The sequence below is a fragment of the Roseibium litorale genome (assembly GCF_014842915.1).
Classification (GTDB): Bacteria; Pseudomonadota; Alphaproteobacteria; order Rhizobiales; family Stappiaceae; genus Roseibium; species Roseibium litorale.
In genome coordinates, this window is the sequence record NZ_JACYXI010000014.1 from 40,662 (window position 1) to 57,341 (window position 16,680).

General features: G+C 63.2%; 18 protein-coding genes. 12 read left to right on the forward strand and 6 right to left on the reverse strand.

Going from position 1 to position 16,680, the window contains the following annotated elements; all coding sequences use genetic code 11:
* Positions 1 to 2 precede the first annotated feature (2 nt).
* The 7 genes from phnL to phnN all read left to right on the forward strand — a co-directional run bounded on the left by phnL (position 3) and on the right by phnN (position 6,107).
* Positions 3 to 716, forward strand: coding sequence for a phosphonate C-P lyase system protein PhnL (phnL, locus tag IG616_RS18835; protein ID WP_192149768.1), 714 nt, complete (start codon positions 3 to 5; stop codon positions 714 to 716).
* Complete coding sequence (locus IG616_RS18840; protein ID WP_192149769.1) at positions 713 to 1,351, forward strand: LbetaH domain-containing protein; 639 nt, start codon at positions 713 to 715, stop codon at positions 1,349 to 1,351. The genes phnL and IG616_RS18840 overlap by 4 nt, the downstream gene beginning before the upstream one ends.
* Before the next feature lie 97 nt (positions 1,352 to 1,448).
* Positions 1,449 to 2,300 (forward strand): phosphonate ABC transporter ATP-binding protein, encoded by an 852-nt coding sequence (gene phnC / locus IG616_RS18845; protein ID WP_192149771.1) that lies wholly within the window; start codon positions 1,449 to 1,451, stop codon positions 2,298 to 2,300.
* 44 nt (positions 2,301 to 2,344) lie between these two features.
* Positions 2,345 to 3,343, forward strand: a complete 999-nt coding sequence (gene phnD, locus IG616_RS18850; RefSeq protein ID WP_192149773.1) for a phosphonate ABC transporter substrate-binding protein — start codon at positions 2,345 to 2,347, stop codon at positions 3,341 to 3,343.
* An 85-nt stretch (positions 3,344 to 3,428) separates the two neighbouring features.
* Entirely contained in the window at positions 3,429 to 4,244 is an 816-nt protein-coding gene (phnE, locus tag IG616_RS18855; protein WP_192149775.1) for a phosphonate ABC transporter, permease protein PhnE, read from the forward strand.
* A 79-nt stretch (positions 4,245 to 4,323) separates the two neighbouring features.
* Positions 4,324 to 5,466, forward strand: a complete 1,143-nt coding sequence (locus IG616_RS18860; protein ID WP_192149777.1) for an alpha-D-ribose 1-methylphosphonate 5-triphosphate diphosphatase — start codon at positions 4,324 to 4,326, stop codon at positions 5,464 to 5,466.
* Positions 5,466 to 6,107 (forward strand): phosphonate metabolism protein/1,5-bisphosphokinase (PRPP-forming) PhnN, encoded by a 642-nt coding sequence (gene phnN, locus IG616_RS18865; protein WP_192149779.1) that lies wholly within the window; start codon positions 5,466 to 5,468, stop codon positions 6,105 to 6,107. Before IG616_RS18860 ends, phnN begins: the two co-directional genes overlap by 1 nt.
* A 34-nt stretch (positions 6,108 to 6,141) precedes the next feature.
* Here phnN and IG616_RS18870 read toward each other — a convergent pair whose 3' ends face one another.
* On the reverse strand, positions 6,142 to 7,473 hold the full coding sequence (locus tag IG616_RS18870; protein ID WP_192149781.1) for an ATP-binding protein: 1,332 nt from the start codon (positions 7,471 to 7,473) through the stop codon (positions 6,142 to 6,144).
* Positions 7,470 to 8,129, reverse strand: coding sequence for a response regulator transcription factor (locus tag IG616_RS18875; protein ID WP_192149782.1), 660 nt, complete (start codon positions 8,127 to 8,129; stop codon positions 7,470 to 7,472). The genes IG616_RS18870 and IG616_RS18875 overlap by 4 nt, the downstream gene beginning before the upstream one ends.
* 187 nt (positions 8,130 to 8,316) lie before the next feature.
* Between IG616_RS18875 and IG616_RS18880 the strand changes: the two genes are divergently transcribed.
* The 5 genes from IG616_RS18880 to IG616_RS18900 all read left to right on the forward strand — a co-directional run bounded on the left by IG616_RS18880 (position 8,317) and on the right by IG616_RS18900 (position 12,969).
* On the forward strand, positions 8,317 to 8,631 hold the full coding sequence (locus tag IG616_RS18880) for a PepSY domain-containing protein (RefSeq protein WP_192149785.1): 315 nt from the start codon (positions 8,317 to 8,319) through the stop codon (positions 8,629 to 8,631).
* Positions 8,632 to 8,873: 242 nt separating this feature from the next.
* On the forward strand, positions 8,874 to 9,245 hold the full coding sequence (locus IG616_RS18885) for a hypothetical protein (RefSeq protein ID WP_192149787.1): 372 nt from the start codon (positions 8,874 to 8,876) through the stop codon (positions 9,243 to 9,245).
* 92 nt (positions 9,246 to 9,337) lie between these two features.
* Positions 9,338 to 9,808, forward strand: coding sequence for a DUF2271 domain-containing protein (locus IG616_RS18890; protein ID WP_192149789.1), 471 nt, complete (start codon positions 9,338 to 9,340; stop codon positions 9,806 to 9,808).
* Positions 9,809 to 9,818: 10 nt separating this feature from the next.
* The gene (locus IG616_RS18895) at positions 9,819 to 12,026 is read left to right on the forward strand and encodes a PepSY domain-containing protein (RefSeq protein ID WP_192149791.1); all 2,208 of its coding nucleotides are present in this window, start codon (positions 9,819 to 9,821) and stop codon (positions 12,024 to 12,026) included.
* Positions 12,007 to 12,969: an FAD:protein FMN transferase gene (locus IG616_RS18900; protein WP_192149793.1), complete on the forward strand. Its 963-nt coding sequence runs from the start codon at positions 12,007 to 12,009 to the stop codon at positions 12,967 to 12,969. The genes IG616_RS18895 and IG616_RS18900 overlap by 20 nt, the downstream gene beginning before the upstream one ends.
* A gap of 14 nt (positions 12,970 to 12,983) precedes the next feature.
* Here the strand turns inward: IG616_RS18900 and IG616_RS18905 are convergent, their stop codons facing one another.
* The 4 genes from IG616_RS18905 to IG616_RS18920 are packed head-to-tail and all read right to left on the reverse strand — an operon-like array spanning position 12,984 to position 16,677.
* Positions 12,984 to 14,258: an aspartate aminotransferase family protein gene (locus IG616_RS18905; protein ID WP_192149795.1), complete on the reverse strand. Its 1,275-nt coding sequence runs from the start codon at positions 14,256 to 14,258 to the stop codon at positions 12,984 to 12,986.
* Positions 14,259 to 14,286: 28 nt separating this feature from the next.
* The gene (locus IG616_RS18910) at positions 14,287 to 15,525 is read right to left on the reverse strand and encodes an NAD(P)/FAD-dependent oxidoreductase (protein ID WP_192149796.1); all 1,239 of its coding nucleotides are present in this window, start codon (positions 15,523 to 15,525) and stop codon (positions 14,287 to 14,289) included.
* Between the two features lie 54 nt (positions 15,526 to 15,579).
* Entirely contained in the window at positions 15,580 to 15,927 is a 348-nt protein-coding gene (locus tag IG616_RS18915) for a RidA family protein (protein ID WP_192149798.1), read from the reverse strand.
* A gap of 24 nt (positions 15,928 to 15,951) precedes the next feature.
* Positions 15,952 to 16,677 (reverse strand): TetR/AcrR family transcriptional regulator, encoded by a 726-nt coding sequence (locus IG616_RS18920; RefSeq protein ID WP_192149800.1) that lies wholly within the window; start codon positions 16,675 to 16,677, stop codon positions 15,952 to 15,954.
* Positions 16,678 to 16,680: the final 3 nt, after the last annotated feature.

The window sequence follows — 16,680 nt, forward strand, 5'->3', positions numbered from 1 at the left end:
TGATGCCAGCCCGTCTTATCGTCTCCGGTGTCTCCAAGAGCTTCGTCATGCATCTGCGCGGCGGCGTGCAGATTCCGGTCATCTCCGGCGTCTCCTTTTCGCTCGATGCAGGCGAATGCGTCGTGCTCGGCGGGCCGTCGGGCATCGGCAAGAGCTCGATCCTGAAAATGGTCTACGGCAATTATGGCGTGGACAGCGGCCAGATCATCGCCGTGCGCCCGGATGGCAAGATGACCGATATCGCGTCCGCAAACGCGCGGACCATTCACGCCTTGCGGCGCAGCACCATCGGCTATGTCAGCCAGTTCCTGCGCGCCGTGCCCAGGGTGTCGGCCCGCGACGTGGTGGCTGAGCCTCTGGCTGGCCAGGGGATTGCGCGCGAGGAGGCTCTTGGCCGGGCCGAGGAGTTGCTGGAAAAGCTGAACCTGCCCAAGGCCTTGTGGGATCTGCCGCCTGCCACCTTTTCCGGTGGCGAACAGCAGCGTGTGAACATTGCCCGCGGTTTCATCACCTCCCATCCGGTCCTGCTGCTCGATGAGCCGACCGCCTCTCTCGACGCGCAGAACCGCCAGGTGGTGGTCGATCTGATCCGCGACAAGAAGGCAGCGGGAACGGCCATGCTCGGCATCTTCCACGATCAGGACGTGCGCGACGCCGTGGCGGACCGGATTGTCGATGTGGCCCGTTTCTCCGGGCGGGGGGAGGCTGCGGCATGACCCGGCTTTCCGAAACACCGCTGGTGCACCCTACGGCCACTGTCACCGCCTCGACCCTCGGGCGCTATACCGAGGTGGCCGACCGCTGCCGGATCAATGAATGCGTGGTGGGAGATTATTCCTATCTGATGCAGGACTGCGACGCCTTTGCGGCGGATATCGGCAAGTTCTCGAACATCGCCAGCCATGTCCGGCTCAACGCCACAAACCATCCGGTTTCGCGGGCAACCCTGCATCATTTCACCTACCGGGCAGGCGACTATTTCGAGGATGCGGAGCACGAGGCGGAGTTCTTCGGCCAGCGCCGGTCCAAGCGCGTGGTCATCGGCCATGACACCTGGATCGGCCACGGGGTGACGATCCTGCCGGGCGTCACCGTCGGCACCGGCGCCGTGGTCGGGTCCGGCGCGGTCGTGACGAAGGATGTGGAGCCTTACACCATCGCTGGCGGCGTTCCGGCAAAGCCGATCAAGCGCCGGTTCCCACCGGAGATCGCTGAGCAACTGCAGGCACTGGCCTGGTGGGACTGGTCCCACGCTGCCTTGCGCAGCGCGCTCGATGACTTCCGCAAACTGCCGGTTGAGGCCTTTCTGGAGCGCCATCAGCGCCCGGAGCAGGCGGAACACGACACTTAGCCGAACAAAAAAACGCAGCGTCACCGGAGTGTCATGGAAGCGAAATTCGCACGCCACACAAACGCGCTAGGGACGAGCGGAAAACAGGGAGAAATCCATGGTTGCCATTACGATTGACGGACTCTCCAAGCGCTTCGGGCGCATGCGGGCTCTGACAGATATTTCCCTCGAAATCCAATCGGGAGAGATGGTTGCCCTGATCGGCGCGTCGGGCTCGGGAAAGTCCACTCTGATCCGTCACATGGCCGGTCTGGAGTGCGGCGGCGGCACCAGCGGATCGATCGCCATCCATGGCGAAGAGATGCAGAAGGACGGCAAGCTCTCCCGCAACGCCCGCGTTCTGCGCCGGGAAATCGGCGTTGTGTTCCAGCAGTTCAATCTGGTGACCCGGTTGCCGGTTCTCACCAATGTTCTCATCGGCTTTCTGGGGCAGATCAGCCAGCTGCGCGGCACATTTGGCCTGTTCTCGGCAGAGGAAAAGCAGGCTGCCATGCGGGCGCTGGCCCGGGTCGGGATTGCGGACACCGCACGGCAACGCGCCTCGACCCTGTCGGGTGGTCAAAAGCAGCGCGCGGCCATTGCCAGAGCCCTTGTGCAGGGCGCCAGGCTCATGCTGGCGGACGAGCCGATCGCCTCGCTCGATCCGGCCTCTTCCAAGCGGGTTCTGGAGATCCTGTCCGGCCTCAACAAGGAAGACGGCCTGACCGTCGTCGTCGCCCTGCACCAGGTCGAATATGCCCGGCGCTATTGCCCCCGCGCCATCGCACTCAAGGACGGTCAAATTGTCTACGACGGCCCGTCGTCGGCGCTGGACAATACCTTCCTGAAAGAACTTTACGGCGAGGCGTCCGAAGAGCTGATCCTGCCGGACGCTCCGGTCAATGACACGCCCGTCAAACGGCCCGCCGTGGCCATCAGATCTGGCGCTCCTGCGCTGGTAACTGCCTGACGCAACCCGCTCAGGCCCCAAAGTCCGTAACTGGAGGACAGTCCATGAATGCATTTCTCAAGAATGCTGCTGCAGCGGTTTTTGCCCTGACCCTGACCACCGCAGCCCACGCGGAAACGACAGACATCAACTTCGGCATCATCTCCACCGAGTCCCAGCAGAACCTGAAGACCCAGTGGGATCCGTTCCTGGCCGAAATGGAAAAGGAAACCGGCCTGAAGGTTCACGCCTTCTTCGCCTCCGACTATGCCGGTGTCATCGAAGGCATGCGTTTCGGCAAGGTGCAGGTTGCCTGGTTCGGCAACAAGTCCGCCATGGAAGCCGTTGACCGTTCCGGCGGCGAAGTCTTCGCCCAGACCGTCGACAGCGAAGGCAACCCGGGCTACTGGTCGCTGCTCCTGGCCCACAAGGACAGCCCGCTCAACTCCCTCGACGATGTTCTGAAGTGCGATGGCACGCTGAACTTCGGCATTGGCGATCCGAACTCCACCTCGGGCTTCCTGGTTCCGACCACCTTCGTCTTCGCCAAGAACAACATTGACCCGAAGACCTGCTTCAAGACGGTCCGCAACGCCAACCACGAGACCAACGCTCTGGCAGTTGCCAACGGCCAGGTGGATGTTGCCACCAACAACACCGAAAACATGGCCCGCATCGAGAAGAACAACCCGGAAGCCTTCAAGAACATCAAGGTGATCTGGAAGTCTCCGCTGATCCCGTCCGACCCGATCGTCTGGAAGAAGGACCTCGACGAGGCGACCAAGGACAAGGTCTACAAGTTCTTCATGTCCTATGGCCGTCTGGGCACCCCGGAAGAAGTCGCCAAGGCGCGTGAGATCCTGGCCGCCCTGCAGTGGGCACCGTTCAAGCCGTCTTCTGACGCCCAGCTCTACCCGATCCGGGTTCTGCAGCTGTCGAAGGAAATCTTCAAGATCCAGGGCGACGACAAGATGTCCGCTGAGGAAAAGACCGCCAAGATCAAGGACCTCGAGACCGAGAAGTCCAAGGTCGAAGAGCTGATGGCCAAGGTTCCGCAGGCATAAGCGGCCCGCTGAGCGAACGATAAATCCGGATTGACGGCGCCGCCTGAAGGCGCCGTCAGTTCCAAACGCCTTGCTGGATCAGACCATGACGACACAGACTTCCGGACAGGCCCTTGAGGCCGTGCCAATCCCGCCGAAGGACCTCTCCCGCAGCCTGTTCAATTTCCTCGTCTGGGGCGTCCTTGCGGCGGCCCTAGCCTGGAGCTGGGCGCCCGCCGAGATGGAACGGTTCGTCTATCTGTTCACCGATGCCGGCAACATGGCGGAATATGCCTCCGGCTTCCTGAAGCCGAACTTCCGGGATCTGGACTATTATATCAGCGAGATGATCCTGACGGTTCAGATCGCCATCTGGGGCACGGCCCTTGCCGTTGTGGCGGCCATTCCCTTCGGCATCCTGTCGTCCAACAACATGATGCCCTGGTACATTTATCAGCCAGTGCGCCGCCTGATGGATGCCTTCCGGGCGATCAACGAAATCGTCTTTGCCGTTCTCTTCGTCGTCGCCGTTGGGCTCGGCCCCTTTGCCGGTGTGATGGCCCTGTTCATCCACACAACGGGCATTTTCGCCAAGCTGTTTTCCGAGGCCGTCGAGGCCATCGACCCCTATCCGGTCGAAGGCATCCGGGCGACAGGGGCCACGAAGCTGCAGGAAATCATCTTCGGGGTCATTCCCCAGGTTCTGCCGCTCTGGATTTCCTATGCGCTTTACCGGTTCGAATCCAACGTCCGCTCCGCCACCGTGCTGGGTCTTGTCGGCGCGGGCGGTATCGGCCAGGTGATGTTCGAGTCCATCCGCGGCTTCTATTACGCGGAAAGCGCGACAATCCTGATCGTAGTCGTGGTCACCGTGACCCTGATCGACCTGATCTCGCAGCAATTGCGCAAGCTGGTGATCTGACCCGGCCCGCGCAGCCTTTTCTTTCTCCCCTTTTTTGCCGGGCGGCTTCTCCCGCCGCCCGTTTCAGGACGGACCTGATATGGAAACCATCTTCACCAATGCGCGGCTGGTTTTGCCGGACAGCGTGATCCACGGCGGCATCCTTGTCCGCGATGGCCTGATTGCCGGGATCAGCACCGGCGGAACCGGAAACATTCCCGGCGCGATCGACTGCGAGGGCGACTGGCTCATTCCCGGCCTGGTGGAGCTGCACACCGATCATCTTGAAAGCCATTATACGCCCCGCCCGAAGGTGCGCTGGAACCCGGCAGCGGCGGTTCAGGCCCATGACGCCCAGATTGCCGCCTCCGGCATCACCACGGTGTTCGATGCGCTGCGCGTCGGCATGGACGAGGATGCCCGGATCAGCGCGGCCGACATGCGGCTGCTGGCGGATGCGATCAACGCGGGACAGAACGGCGGTCGCCTGCGCGCCGAGCATTTCATCCACCTGCGCTGCGAAGTGTCCTGCGCCGATGTGGTGGAAGGCGTGCATCTCTTCGAGGGCGATCCGCGTGTCCGGCTCGCCTCGCTGATGGACCACACGCCGGGCCAGCGCCAGTTCGTCAGCCTGGACGCCTACAAGGTCTATTACCAGGGCAAGACCGGCATGTCGGATGCGGAATTCGACGCCTTTACCGCCCGGCGGCAGGCGCAGGCGGGCAAATTTTCAAACGCCAACCGTGCGGCCCTTGCAAGCTTCTGCCAGGACAGGGACATCGTACTGGCCAGCCACGACGACGCGACGCTGGACCATGTCGGCGAGGCGCAGGAACAGGGCATTCTCGTTGCCGAATTTCCAACCACGCTGGAAGCGGCCAAGGCCTCCCATGCTGCGGGCATGAAGGTGCTGATGGGCGCGCCGAATGTGGTGCGCGGCGGCTCCCACTCGGGCAACATTGCCGCCCGTGATCTGGCCGAGCACGGCGTTCTCGACATCCTGTCCTCGGACTACGTGCCCTTCAGCCTGCTCCATGGCGCCTTCCTGCTGGCGGAAGCGGTGGAGGGCATTTCGGTCAGCACGGCAATCAACATGGTCACCAAGGCGCCCGCGGAAGCCGTCGGCCTGACAGACCGCGGCACGCTGGAGACCGGCAAACGCGCCGATCTGGTGCGTCTCCGCATCGAGACGGACGTTCCGGTCGTCCGCTCCGTCTGGCGCGAAGGTCAAAGGGTGTCCTGATGCCGGAAAGCTCTGGCGTCTTTGCCGCGGTGGTCGGGCCAAGCGGGGCGGGCAAGGACAGCCTGATCTCCTTCGCCAGATCGGAACTCGCGGACGACCCGCGCTTTGTCTTCGTCCGGCGGGTGGTGACGCGCCGGTCAGATGCCGCGCTGGAAGACCACGACAGCCTGCCGCCGGAGGCGTTTGACCGCAGGGCGCAGGAGGGCGGCTTTGCCCTGTTCTGGCGGGCCCACGACCTGAGCTACGGCCTGCCCGCATGCATCCATCAGGATCTGGCCGAAGGCCGCATCGTGGTCGCCAATCTCTCCCGCAAGAGTATCGGCGAGGCCCGTGTGGTCTTTCCGGAGTGCCGGATCTTGTCCGTGACGGCCCCAGTGGAGGTCCTCAGGGCGCGTCTCATGGCGCGCGGACGGGAAAGCGCGGCGGATGTGGAGGCCCGGCTAAACCGGCCAAAGGTGTCGCTCACGGGACTGGGCGTGATTGAAATCGAAAACGCCGGAACGCTTGCGGATGCGGGCGGGCGGTTCGTCGAGGCGCTTCTGCGTCTGGCCGGGGAGGGGGAACGGCAGCCCGTCCGCTCCGGTCCGGCGCATCTCTCCCACACGGCAAGGGCAGGTTCCGCCCCTCAAGATGCGGATTGAACCGTCTGGTCTCTTCCCGGCTCTCCGGTTTTCGTCACTCTCCGGCGGGGAGGCTGACTTCGGCCAGGAAGCCGGAGCTTTTGCCGGGAACCGGCGACTTGAGCACCAATTCGCCCCCGGTCCTATCGGCGATGGTGGCGACGATCGCAAGACCCAATCCCGCGCCCTTGCTGGAGGGGGTGGGGCGCTCGAAACGATTGGTCAGGCCCTGGAGCACATCTGCTGAAATCGCTGGACATTCGTTTTCGACCGAGAACTGTCCGTGCGGCGACAGCTCGACCTTGATCGCCGTCTTGGGCGCCGCATAGCGGAAGGCATTCTCGACCAGGTTCCGGATCAGGATACCAAGAGCATCGGGGTCGATATCCGACAGGACCGGTTGTTCCGGCATGGAGAGGTGGATGTGTTCCACCGGAAACAGCCGTTCCAGATCCTCCATGATGATCCGCAGAACCGGCCGCACGTCGCGCGGAGTGTCCGTGCGCAGACGCCCGCCCTCTGCCCGGGCCATTTGCATCAGGCGTTCGGACACGCGGGTCAGCCGCTTGAGGGAAGCCTCGATCTCGCCAGCCCTCCTGGCGGCATCCGGATCGGATGTTTCGGACTGGAGCCGCTGAGCCTGAGCAATGGCCCCGGCCAGCGGCGTGCGCAGCTCGTGGGCGGCATTGGCCGCAAAGCTGCGTTCGGCGTCAAAGGCGGCCTTGAGCCGCGACAACAAGCCATTCAGCGTGTCGGTGATCGGTGTGATTTCACCGGGAAGCGCATCCGCATCCACCGGTGACATGTCGCGTGCACCGCGCGTGGCCAAGGCATCCCGGAACTGGCGCAGCGGTGCCAGACTGCCCCGCAGGACGAACCCGACGGCAAGCAGCGTGATCGGGATCACCGCCAGCAGCGGCAGGCCAAGACCGATCTGCGCTTCGCGCGCGGCCTTTTCACGGCGGGACAGAGGTTCGGCGACGGTCAGGCGGATGCTGCCTTGCAAGGCGTCTTCATTATAAAGCCGCAGCGTCGCGGTCTGCCGGAAGCCCGGGCCGTCATATGCCGGAAAGAGAGCCGGATCGGCGGCATGGGACTGCACCAGAACGTGCCCTTCCGCATCACGGATAATATAGGTGAGGCGCTCCTCGTGCGCCCGGATTGCCGCCAACCGCTGCGTAACGCCGTCGTCATCCCGGCCGACAATATCGATAACAGCCAGAGGCAACAGGCGCTGCGCGACTTCCATCAGCGCTGCGTCGAAGACCTCGTTCATCTCCTTCTGCACCTGGACAGCCGTCACGGCCGCCGCACCGATCCAGAGCAGTGTCGACAGGAGGCCGATGCCCAGGGTCAGCCGGACCTGAAGGGTGCGGGGCAATCTCATCCGGCGCCCAGCCGGTAGCCGAGGCCGCGCTCGGTCACGATGGTATTGGCCCCCAGCTTCTTGCGCAGGCGGCTGACGTGAACCTCAATGGTGTTGCTCTCGATTTCCTTGTCGAAGGAGTAGAGCCGTTCTTCCAGTTGACCCTTGGACAGAAGCTGTCCGGGCCGTTGCAGAAAGGCCTCGAACAGAACCCACTCGCGTGCGGTGAGCTGCACCGGTTTGCCGTCCTTGCGGATGCTGCGGGCCGCGAGATCGATCTCCAGCGGGCCATGGGAGATGATCGGATTGGGATTGCCGCTGTAGCGCCGCGCAACGGATCCGATGCGCGCGGACAGCTCGGCGAGATCGAAAGGCTTGACCATATAATCGTCTGCGCCTGCATTCAGTCCGCTGATCCGGTCGGACACCTGGTCAAGAGCCGTCAGGATGATCACGGGGGTGACATCGCCCCGCGCTCTGAGGTCCTTGAGAAAGGGAATGCCGCGGCCATCGGGCAGCATCAGGTCCAGCAGAACCAGCTCGAAGCTGGCGCTGTTGATGGCGTCACGCGCCTCGTCAAGCCGGGTGACCCAATCAACAGAATGGCCATCTCCCGCAATCTGGTCGCGCACGGCTGTTCCCAGCACGGTGTCATCTTCAATCAGCAATACCCGCATTCCGCACGCGACCTCCGCATTCCGCTTCAGCATAGCTTCTATCGTACAGCTGACACAAAGCTGAAGGCGCATCGAATCCGTCTTCAGGATCCTGTAAGTTTCATAGCGCAAGTGTTCTGCCAATATCCAAGGCGGCCCGCGTTCCCGGCAGGTTGGCCCTCGGTTATTCCGGAATGGAGTTTGGCCTGTGAAAATACCCCTGACAGCTCTTCTGATCGCCGCAAGCGCCGCTCTGACTGGAACCGCCCGCGCCGACGACGACTGCTTTGTTCCCATGAGGGACTGGCAACCCCGCGAAGCCGTGAGCAAGTTTGCGCAGGAAAAGGGCTGGACCGTGCTCCGGATCAAGATCCATGACGGGTGTTACGAAGTTATCGGGCAGACAGCCGAAGGCCAGCCCATCGAGGTGACGCTCCACCCGGCAACTCTTCAGGTGCTTGACTATGAGCTTCGGGACCGCGATCACAAACGCCGGGAAGGCAGACACGGCGAAAAGGACTGAGCCAGTTGCCGGTCCTGCCTTGCCCTTCGGCTGTTTCCAGGCCGTTTGAGACCTGGAACCCTGTTGTTTTTCAATGAGTCATTCCCACTCACGGTCTCAAGCCTGCATGTTCCGCCATGGGGCGAAATGGAAACGGGGCCTTACCTGAACGCAAGCTGAAGCAGAAATCCGTTTGCCGTCAGGAAGCGCTCAGGCTCGGAGGTGAGATTTGCTTCATCGGATCACATGAAAGGATCTTCCCGATGAAAAAGACCCTCGCTCTCCTGGCCGCCGCCACCGCATTGACTGCCGTGATCGGCGTGTCCGCCTACAGCAGCCTCCTCGGCCCCGTTTCCGGTGGCGGAAATCTCGCCCACCTCCTCTCCGGCGCCGATACGGAACAGGCTCCGGTCATTCTGGCCGGCGGTCATGATGACGAACGCGGCAACAAGCGTCTTCGCAGGGGCGATGACGACCATGGCCGCTACGGCGAACATGATGATGATGATGACGACGATGATGACGATGACGGCGGCAACGCCCGCGGTCAGTCAAACCCGGCGCCGGCTGGCACCGTCGCTCCGCCGAAGAACGGACTTTTCGGCACAGGCACACCGAAAGTGCAGGTCAACTGAACCGGCATGACACTTGCGCAGAAAAGGTGGTGAGGGGCCTCCCTATACCCTCACCACCTGGCCCCAACGAACACAGCAGAAGGCAGACACCTATGAAATCGCTCCTGGCCGCACTCGCCCTGACAACAGCCCTGACACTTCCCTCGATTGCGTCTGCGCGTCCTGTGACCCTGACCACAACCCTCAAGGACTACGGGGGCAACGGGGCATATGTCGCGCTGTATGTTACCGACGCGACGGGCGCCTATGCCGGCAGCCTCTGGATGGCGGGCGGGAAGTCCAAATACTATCAGCATCTGAGCGACTGGTACCGGGCGACCAACGGCAACCGGGCGGAGATCGACGGCATCACCGGCGCCAGCGTCGGGGCAGGCCGCACGCTCAAGATCACTCTGGACCTCGCCGATGCCCTGTTTGACGCTGGCTATGAGCTGCATATCGACGCAGCCGTCGAAGACATGCGTGACAGCCCGAATGAAGTCGCCGTACCCTTGACCTCGGCTGGTGCGGGAAAGGCCACGCGCGGCCGCCGCTACATCGACTCCTTCAGCTATAATTTCTGAGGAGACAAGCATGATCCGCGTCCTCCACCGCTGGCCGGGACTGCTGGCGGCAGCTCTTCTGGTTGTTATTGCCTTGAGCGGTGCCGCTCTCTCGCTCTTCCCGGCTGCCGAGACCCTTACGGTGCCGGAAGTCGAGGCCGGCTTGCCGGTGGCGGATCTCGCGCAACGCATTCAGAACACCTATCCCGGGGTCGAACAGATCCGGCGGGCGCCCTCTGGCCGGATCACGGCATACTGGTTCGACAATGGCACACCCGGCTCGGCCGTGATCGACCCGGCAACCGGAATCCGGGCCGCTTCGGCGGACCCGAACGCAACCGAACGCTGGCTGACGAACCTTCACCGGTCCCTGTTTCTGGGCGATACCGGACGGATCGTCTCGGCGATCGGCGCGGGCGCGCTTCTGGTGCTGACCCTCTCCGGCATGTTTCTGGTTGCCCGCCGCACGGGCGGCTGGCGCCGCTGGTTCACCCCGCTTCAGGGACCGCTGGCAGGCCGCCTGCATGTGGAAGTGGCCCGGATCGCGATCGCCGGACTGCTGCTTTCCTCTGTAACCGGGCTCTGGATGACCGCCGCCACCTTCGAGCTTCTGCCTGAAGGCGGCAGCGCCCCCGCTTTTCCGGCGGACGTCAGCGGCAGCACCGGTGTTGCCCTGAAGGCGATCCCGGCACTGCAGCAGACTGCCGTAACCAGTTTTCGCGAGCTGTCGTTCCCCTATGCGGGCGATGCCACCGATGTCTTCACCCTGAAAACCGACGCCGGGACGGGTTACATCGACCAGGGCACGGGCCAGCTGCTCGTCTGGTCCGGTCTGTCGGCCTATGAGCGCGTTTCCGAAACCGTCTATATGCTCCACACCGGGCGGGGCGCGTCTCTGCTTGGTCTGGTTCTTGGGGTGATGGCGCTCGGCGTTCCGGTGATGGGCGGAACCGGTCTTCTCGTCTGGGCAAACGGGCGCCTGGGACGGCCAAGGCTGCGCGGCAACGTGGCGGCTGGAAAAGCTGAGACAATTCTCCTTGTCGGCAGCGAAGGCGGCAGCACCTGGGGCTTTGCCGCAACGCTCCAGAGCGCGTTGAAGGCTGCAGGACAACAGGTGCATGTCGCTCCCATGTCCAGCTTCGCACCGGGCCGCTACGCCAATGCCCGCCGGATTGCCGTCCTCGCCGCGACCTATGGCGACGGAGATGCCCCGGCCTCAGCGGCGGGCTTTCTCGACAAGCTGCGCGCGCTGGACAAGGCGCCCGGGGCTCCTCTTGCCGTCCTTGGCTTCGGTGACCGCAGTTTTCCCGCTTTCTGCGCCTTTGCAAAACAGGTTGAAGAGGCGGCAAGGGCCAAGGGCTGGCCATTCCTGATGCCGATGGATACGGTCGACCGCCAATCGCCGCAGGATTTCGCCCGCTGGGGCCGCAGCTTCGGCGCGGCGGCCGGTGTTGATCTCGAACTCAACCACCAGCCCCAGATGCCGGCGGCCACCAGCCTGACACTCCTCTCCCGCCGGGACTACGGCGCCGAGGTCCAGGCCCCGGCGGCAATCCTGCGCTTCGCGATCCCGCAGGCGTCTCTGTGGGCGCGTCTGACTGGCCGTGGCTTCCAGACGTTCAAGCCAGGCGATCTCATGGGCATCGTGCCCGAAGGATCAACCTTGCCCCGCTTCTATTCGCTGGCGTCCGGCACGGAGGACGGTTTTGCCGAGATCGCGGTGCGCAAACACCCCGGCGGCCTGTGCTCCGGTCAGCTGATGAACCTTCAGCCGGGCGGAAGCGTGCGGAGCTTCATCCGCCGCAATCCGGACTTTCACCCCGGCCGCGGCAAGGCGCCCCTTCTGCTGATCGGGGCGGGCACCGGTATCGGGCCTCTGGCCGGGTTCATCCGCTCCAATGCCTCCCGCCGTCCGGTTCACCTGTTCTTCGGCGCGCGCCACCCGGACAGCGATTTCCTCTATGCGGAAGAGCTCGCCGAATGGTCAAGGGACGGGCGGGTTGGCCGGGTGGAGATGGCCTTTTCCAGAGGACAGCCGCCCATCTATGTCCAGGACGCCCTCCTGAAGGATGCCGCCGAAGTCTCCCGCCTGATCGCGGAGGGCGCACGGATCATGGTTTGCGGCGGACGCGGCATGGCCCGGGGCGTAAGCGAGAGCCTGACCGCAATTCTTGCCCCTTCCGGACAGACACCGGCAATGCTGAAGGCCGAGGACCGCTATGTCGAAGACGTTTACTGAGCTGTGCCGCCACGCCCTGAACGGGGCGACCATGGGCACCCGCTGGTCGGCGCTGTTTCATCAGCGGCAGGGTTTCGACCCGGCACCGGTGCAAGCCGCGCTGCAGGCCGCCGTGGAGGAGGTCGACGCGCAGATGTCGACCTGGAAACCGGACAGCGATCTGATGCGCCTCAACGCCGCGCCGGCCGGAACCTGGTGGCCTGTTCCAGCCCGGCTCATGCAGGTGCTCGACGCGGGGCTGACGATTGGCCGGGCGTCCGGCGGGGCTTTCGACATTGGCCTTGGCGATGCGGTCACCGCATGGGGGTTCACCGCCAGCGATGCCGATACGGCAAGGATACGCGCGGCCCTGAAGGCCGTGCGCCATCCCGCCCACACCGTTCTCGAACTGGACCGTGAGGGGCTTCTGGTCAGGAAGCTGGCCCCTCTGACGCTTGACCTCAACGGGATTGCCAAAGGCTATGGTGTCGACCGTCTTGCTGAAACGCTCGGCGAATTCGGTATCAAAGACGCTCTTGTCGGCATTGACGGCGAGTTGCGCGCCCTCGGCTTGCAGCCTGACGGCAATCCCTGGACGGTTGCGGTCGAGGCTCCGGACAGGGAGACCAGAACGCCGCATTCCATCCTGGCCTTGCAGGACGCCGCAGTGGCGACTTCCGGCGACTACCGTCACTGGATCGAGGCCGGCGGCCGGCACCTTTCGCATACCATGGATCCGCAGCGCGGCGCGCCCTTGCAGACATCGCCAGCCTCCGTCACCGTTGTTGCCGGGAGCTGCATGGAAGCCGATGCCTGGGCCACCGCCATGATGGTTCTGGGTGCTGACGAGGGGGGGCAGCTCGCTCAGCAACAGGGTCTCGACGCCTTGTTCCTGACGAGGCAGGGACCCCGGATCGTGTCCCGCGCCACCGGCAAGCTGTTCGCAGGCGCTCCGGCGGAATGATCCGGATGGAATGGTCAGGGGCAGGTTGCCGCGACCTTCTCGAGTGACTGCAAGAAGCCCTCGATGTGTTTTTCCTCAATGGCTTGCGACACGGCGATAAGTCCACGGTCCGCGATGAAATAGCCGTCCTCCAGAAGCCTGAAACGCAGGAGCTTTTGGCGCGTGAGCGCTTCTTCCGGGGTCGTGCCTTCGGCATGGATGTTCATGATGGAACCCATGCCGGTGATCTTGAACGGGGCTCCGGTCCGCTTGAAGATGTCTTTGATCGCTGCCTGCAGGTCTTCGCCGGTCTGATAGAGCGCCGTCAGCTTATCGGCCGTCAGATAGGTGTCGATGGCGGCAAGACCGGCTGCCATTGTCAGCCGGTTGTTGTTGAAGGTTCCCGCATGCGGGAGCGCGCCGGGCCGCGCCGGATCGAAGCGGTCCATGATGTCAGCCCTGCCACCGAAAGCGCCAAAAGCCATGCCGCCGCCGAAGAATTTTCCGATGGTCGTCATGTCCGGTATCACGCCGAATATTGACTGTGCCCCTCCGTAGGACATCCGTGCCGTCTGGACCTCATCGAAAATGAGAATGGCGCCATGTGTTTGCGTCAGATTGCGAAGGACTTCGAGGAAGGCGCGATCTGCAACCCTGCATCCTCCGGCTCCTTGCATTGGTTCAACCAGAACAGCAGCGATTTCGCTTCCTTCAGCGGCAAAAGCGGTGCTTGCGGCGGCTGCGTCATTGAAGGGCAGAAGAAGGTAGTCGAAGGGCGCGTTGACCGGCGAGGAGCCGTGGCCGAAGCTGAGAAAGCCGCCATGATACGCACCGTCGAAGACGGCGATCTTCCCGCGTCCTGTCGTAAGTTTCGCCGCCATGACGGCCATCATGTTGGCTTCAGTGCCGGAGTTGGCAAAACGGAGCCTGTCCATGGAGGGAAAACGCTCAACGATGCGTTCGGCAAACGCCACTTCGTAGGGTGTGTGCGAACTCAGCCCGAAACCATCGGCATGAGCCTGGGCGACAGCTTCCGCCAGCACGGGAGAGGTGTGGCCGAAGATGCCGGCCGTGAATTCTCCCAGAAAATCAATGTACTCGTGACCATCCACGTCGCGGATCCGGCAGCCCTCGGCGCTTTCGATACAGAGCGGGAACGGGTCGGACCAGAGCGACGTACGGGTGTTTCCACCGGGCATCACGGCCCTCGCGCGGTCCAGCATGGCCGCGCTCTTGGGGTTCCGGTTGCGGTAACCCTCGATGGCTGCCTGGAGGCTTTCGGCGAGGCCGGACTTGGATGTAACAGACATTATCTTGAACTTTCAACAGCTTGGATAATCAGACCGCAATGCGTCCGGTGGGGTCCAGGCCGGTGAGCACGCCTGAACCGGGGGTGTCGAAGGCTTCTGCGAGGAGGTCTCCGGTCGTCGGGCCAAGTGTGAAGCCCTGATGGCCGTGCCCGAAGTTGAAGAGCAGTCCCTTGTGCCGGGGGCTTGGGCCGACAAGGGGAAGCATGTCCGGGAGACAAGGACGGGTGCCGAACCACTGAGGCTCTTCGATCTGACGGCCGAGGTCGATCAGCTCACCCAGAGCCTGCCTTCCGCGAACGAGCTGTTTCGGTTCAGCCGGTGCATCCAGGGGGACGAGAGCGGCGCCGGTCGAGATGCGCAGACCCGTCTGCATGGACGCGGCAACGACGCCGTTTGCTGCATCCATGAAGGGGCGGCGCAGAGGCGTGCGGCTTTCGTAGTGGCCATGATAGCCACGCTTGTAGACCATCGGGATACGATAGCCGAAGCTGCGCAACAGTTGCGGCGACCATGGGCCGAGGGCGACGACGACCGTGCTGGCCTGTTGTGTCCCGCCCGCCGTGCTGACCGACCAGCTCCCGCCGGCCTGTTTCAGGGTTGCTGCATCGCCTTCCAGGACCTCGCCGCCCCTTGCGCGGAACAGATCCGCATAGGCTTCAACGAGCGCGCCGGGATTGGCGCAGGACCAGCTAGGCTCCCAATGAATGCCACCAGCCGGCGTCACCTTCAAGGCGGGCTCTTCAGCCGCATAGTCAACGCCTGCAAGAGCGCGGTAGGGAACCCCGTAGGTGCTGCGGATGCGTTCGGCGGCGGCCGCCGCTTCCTCGAAGGCGCGCGGATCGCGATAGAGAACGCAAAGGCCCTCTTTGGAAATCATGTTCTGGGCGTTGGCCGCTTCGATCAGCGGAGCATGATCCTGCGTCGCGCGGCAGGTCAGCCCGGCATAGATCTGTGAGATCCGGCGATGGCGTCCGGGCAGGGAATTGCGGAAATAGGACAACAGCGCGGGCGTCATCCGCATAAGCCCAGAGACGCTCCAGACGACATCGTTGCTGATGCCTGCTGCCATTTTGAAGAGCGTGCTGATGTCCAGCGGCAGAGCATAGGGTTCGGCTGCTTCTGACTGAATGATGCCTGCATTGCCGAAGCTTGTCTCACGGCCAGGTTGCTTGCGGTCGACAACGATGACGCTGTGTCCGCGTTTCTGAAAGGCGAGGGCAGTCGATATGCCCACCATTCCGGCGCCGAGAACTATGATGTCTGCCATGGATTTACCTGGAGAGGAGGAGGAGAGGATGCGCCGCATGGCGGCGCATCGAGGTCAGGCTTCTGCGATTACCGTGATTTCAACCTTCGCCGCCGGCAGCATCAGTCCGCTTTGGACGGTCGTGCGCACCGGAAGAGGGGCGGAAAAGAAACCGGCATAGATCGCGTTGAAGGCCTGGAAATCTGCGGCATCGGTCAGGTAGCAGGTGCAGGAAACCACCTTGCCCAGGCTAAGGCCTTCGGCTTCCAGCGTTGCCTTGATGCGCTCGAGGCAGTTTCGGGTCTGAGCCTCGATGCCCTCAGGCAGGCCGCCGTTTGCATCAAATCCAAGCTCACCCGAAAGATAGAGCGTGGAGCCGAGGCGGCGGGACTTGGAGAACGGGGGTTGCGGGATAGCCGGCATGGTCGGTCCTTTGAGCTTGTGAGGTCACGTTGTCTTCCGGGCTCTCATGTCGAGGCCCTCGATGAGAAGGTCGAGCAGCAGCTCGAAGCTGCTGTCGTAGGGAATGCGCACGCCGTTCTGCCAGCGTAGAACGAAGATGCGATTGGTGACGGTCGGAAGGACCGAATGGGTTATCGGATAGAGCTTGGGGTCAATCCCGGCGACGCGCCGGGCGAAGAGGTCTTCCCATTCATCCTGGGTTTCCGTAGGGGCAGTGGCGAGCTCCATCGTTACGAAGCCCGCCAATCCGCCGATCAGAGCATTAAAGGCATCCTTCAGGGCCTCCCCCTCATATCCGGCATCCACAAGGGCCGACAGAACCGTTTCCACCCAGTCCAGGTTGGCGACCCCGTTTGATTTCATCTGCGCACCGAGCAGCGGAGATACGTTCGGATGGATGTGAACGAGTTGCCGGTAGCGCAGGAAAACAGCGCGCAGGCGTTCCTTCCAGTTCTGGCTTGGATCCAGCTCGTGCGACAGCTCGGACGTGATCGAGGCAGAGATCTCGGCAAAAAGATCTTCCTTGCCGCCGCCGACATGCCAATAGATCACCGCTGGCGAGACGTTTAACGAGCGCGCCAGTTCACGCAGCGAAAAGGAGGGGAGCCCCTTTTCGTCGATCTGTTTGATAGCCGCGGCGACGACCTGGGCTTTGGTCAGGCCAATGACCGCTGCTCGTCCACGAGGGGACTTTCCTTTAGCCTGGTGCATTCT

Excerpts from the sequence above, each read along its gene's own strand:
- IG616_RS18900 (WP_192149793.1), top strand. The coding sequence starts at position 12,007 with ATGTCGAAGACGTTTACTGAGCTGTGCCGCCACGCCCTGAACGGGGCG.
- IG616_RS18915 (WP_192149798.1), bottom strand. The coding sequence starts at position 15,927 with ATGCCGGCTATCCCGCAACCCCCGTTCTCCAAGTCCCGCCGCCTCGGC.
- IG616_RS18840 (WP_192149769.1), top strand. The coding sequence starts at position 713 with ATGACCCGGCTTTCCGAAACACCGCTGGTGCACCCTACGGCCACTGTC.
- IG616_RS18860 (WP_192149777.1), top strand. The coding sequence starts at position 4,324 with ATGGAAACCATCTTCACCAATGCGCGGCTGGTTTTGCCGGACAGCGTG.
- IG616_RS18890 (WP_192149789.1), top strand. The coding sequence starts at position 9,338 with ATGAAATCGCTCCTGGCCGCACTCGCCCTGACAACAGCCCTGACACTT.
- IG616_RS18875 (WP_192149782.1), bottom strand. The coding sequence starts at position 8,129 with ATGCGGGTATTGCTGATTGAAGATGACACCGTGCTGGGAACAGCCGTG.
- phnL (WP_192149768.1), top strand. The coding sequence starts at position 3 with ATGCCAGCCCGTCTTATCGTCTCCGGTGTCTCCAAGAGCTTCGTCATG.
- IG616_RS18885 (WP_192149787.1), top strand. The coding sequence starts at position 8,874 with ATGAAAAAGACCCTCGCTCTCCTGGCCGCCGCCACCGCATTGACTGCC.
- phnN (WP_192149779.1), top strand. The coding sequence starts at position 5,466 with ATGCCGGAAAGCTCTGGCGTCTTTGCCGCGGTGGTCGGGCCAAGCGGG.
- IG616_RS18870 (WP_192149781.1), bottom strand. The coding sequence starts at position 7,473 with ATGAGATTGCCCCGCACCCTTCAGGTCCGGCTGACCCTGGGCATCGGC.
- phnD (WP_192149773.1), top strand. The coding sequence starts at position 2,345 with ATGAATGCATTTCTCAAGAATGCTGCTGCAGCGGTTTTTGCCCTGACC.
- phnE (WP_192149775.1), top strand. The coding sequence starts at position 3,429 with ATGACGACACAGACTTCCGGACAGGCCCTTGAGGCCGTGCCAATCCCG.
- IG616_RS18920 (WP_192149800.1), bottom strand. The coding sequence starts at position 16,677 with ATGCACCAGGCTAAAGGAAAGTCCCCTCGTGGACGAGCAGCGGTCATT.
- IG616_RS18905 (WP_192149795.1), bottom strand. The coding sequence starts at position 14,258 with ATGTCTGTTACATCCAAGTCCGGCCTCGCCGAAAGCCTCCAGGCAGCC.
- IG616_RS18910 (WP_192149796.1), bottom strand. The coding sequence starts at position 15,525 with ATGGCAGACATCATAGTTCTCGGCGCCGGAATGGTGGGCATATCGACT.
- IG616_RS18895 (WP_192149791.1), top strand. The coding sequence starts at position 9,819 with ATGATCCGCGTCCTCCACCGCTGGCCGGGACTGCTGGCGGCAGCTCTT.
- phnC (WP_192149771.1), top strand. The coding sequence starts at position 1,449 with ATGGTTGCCATTACGATTGACGGACTCTCCAAGCGCTTCGGGCGCATG.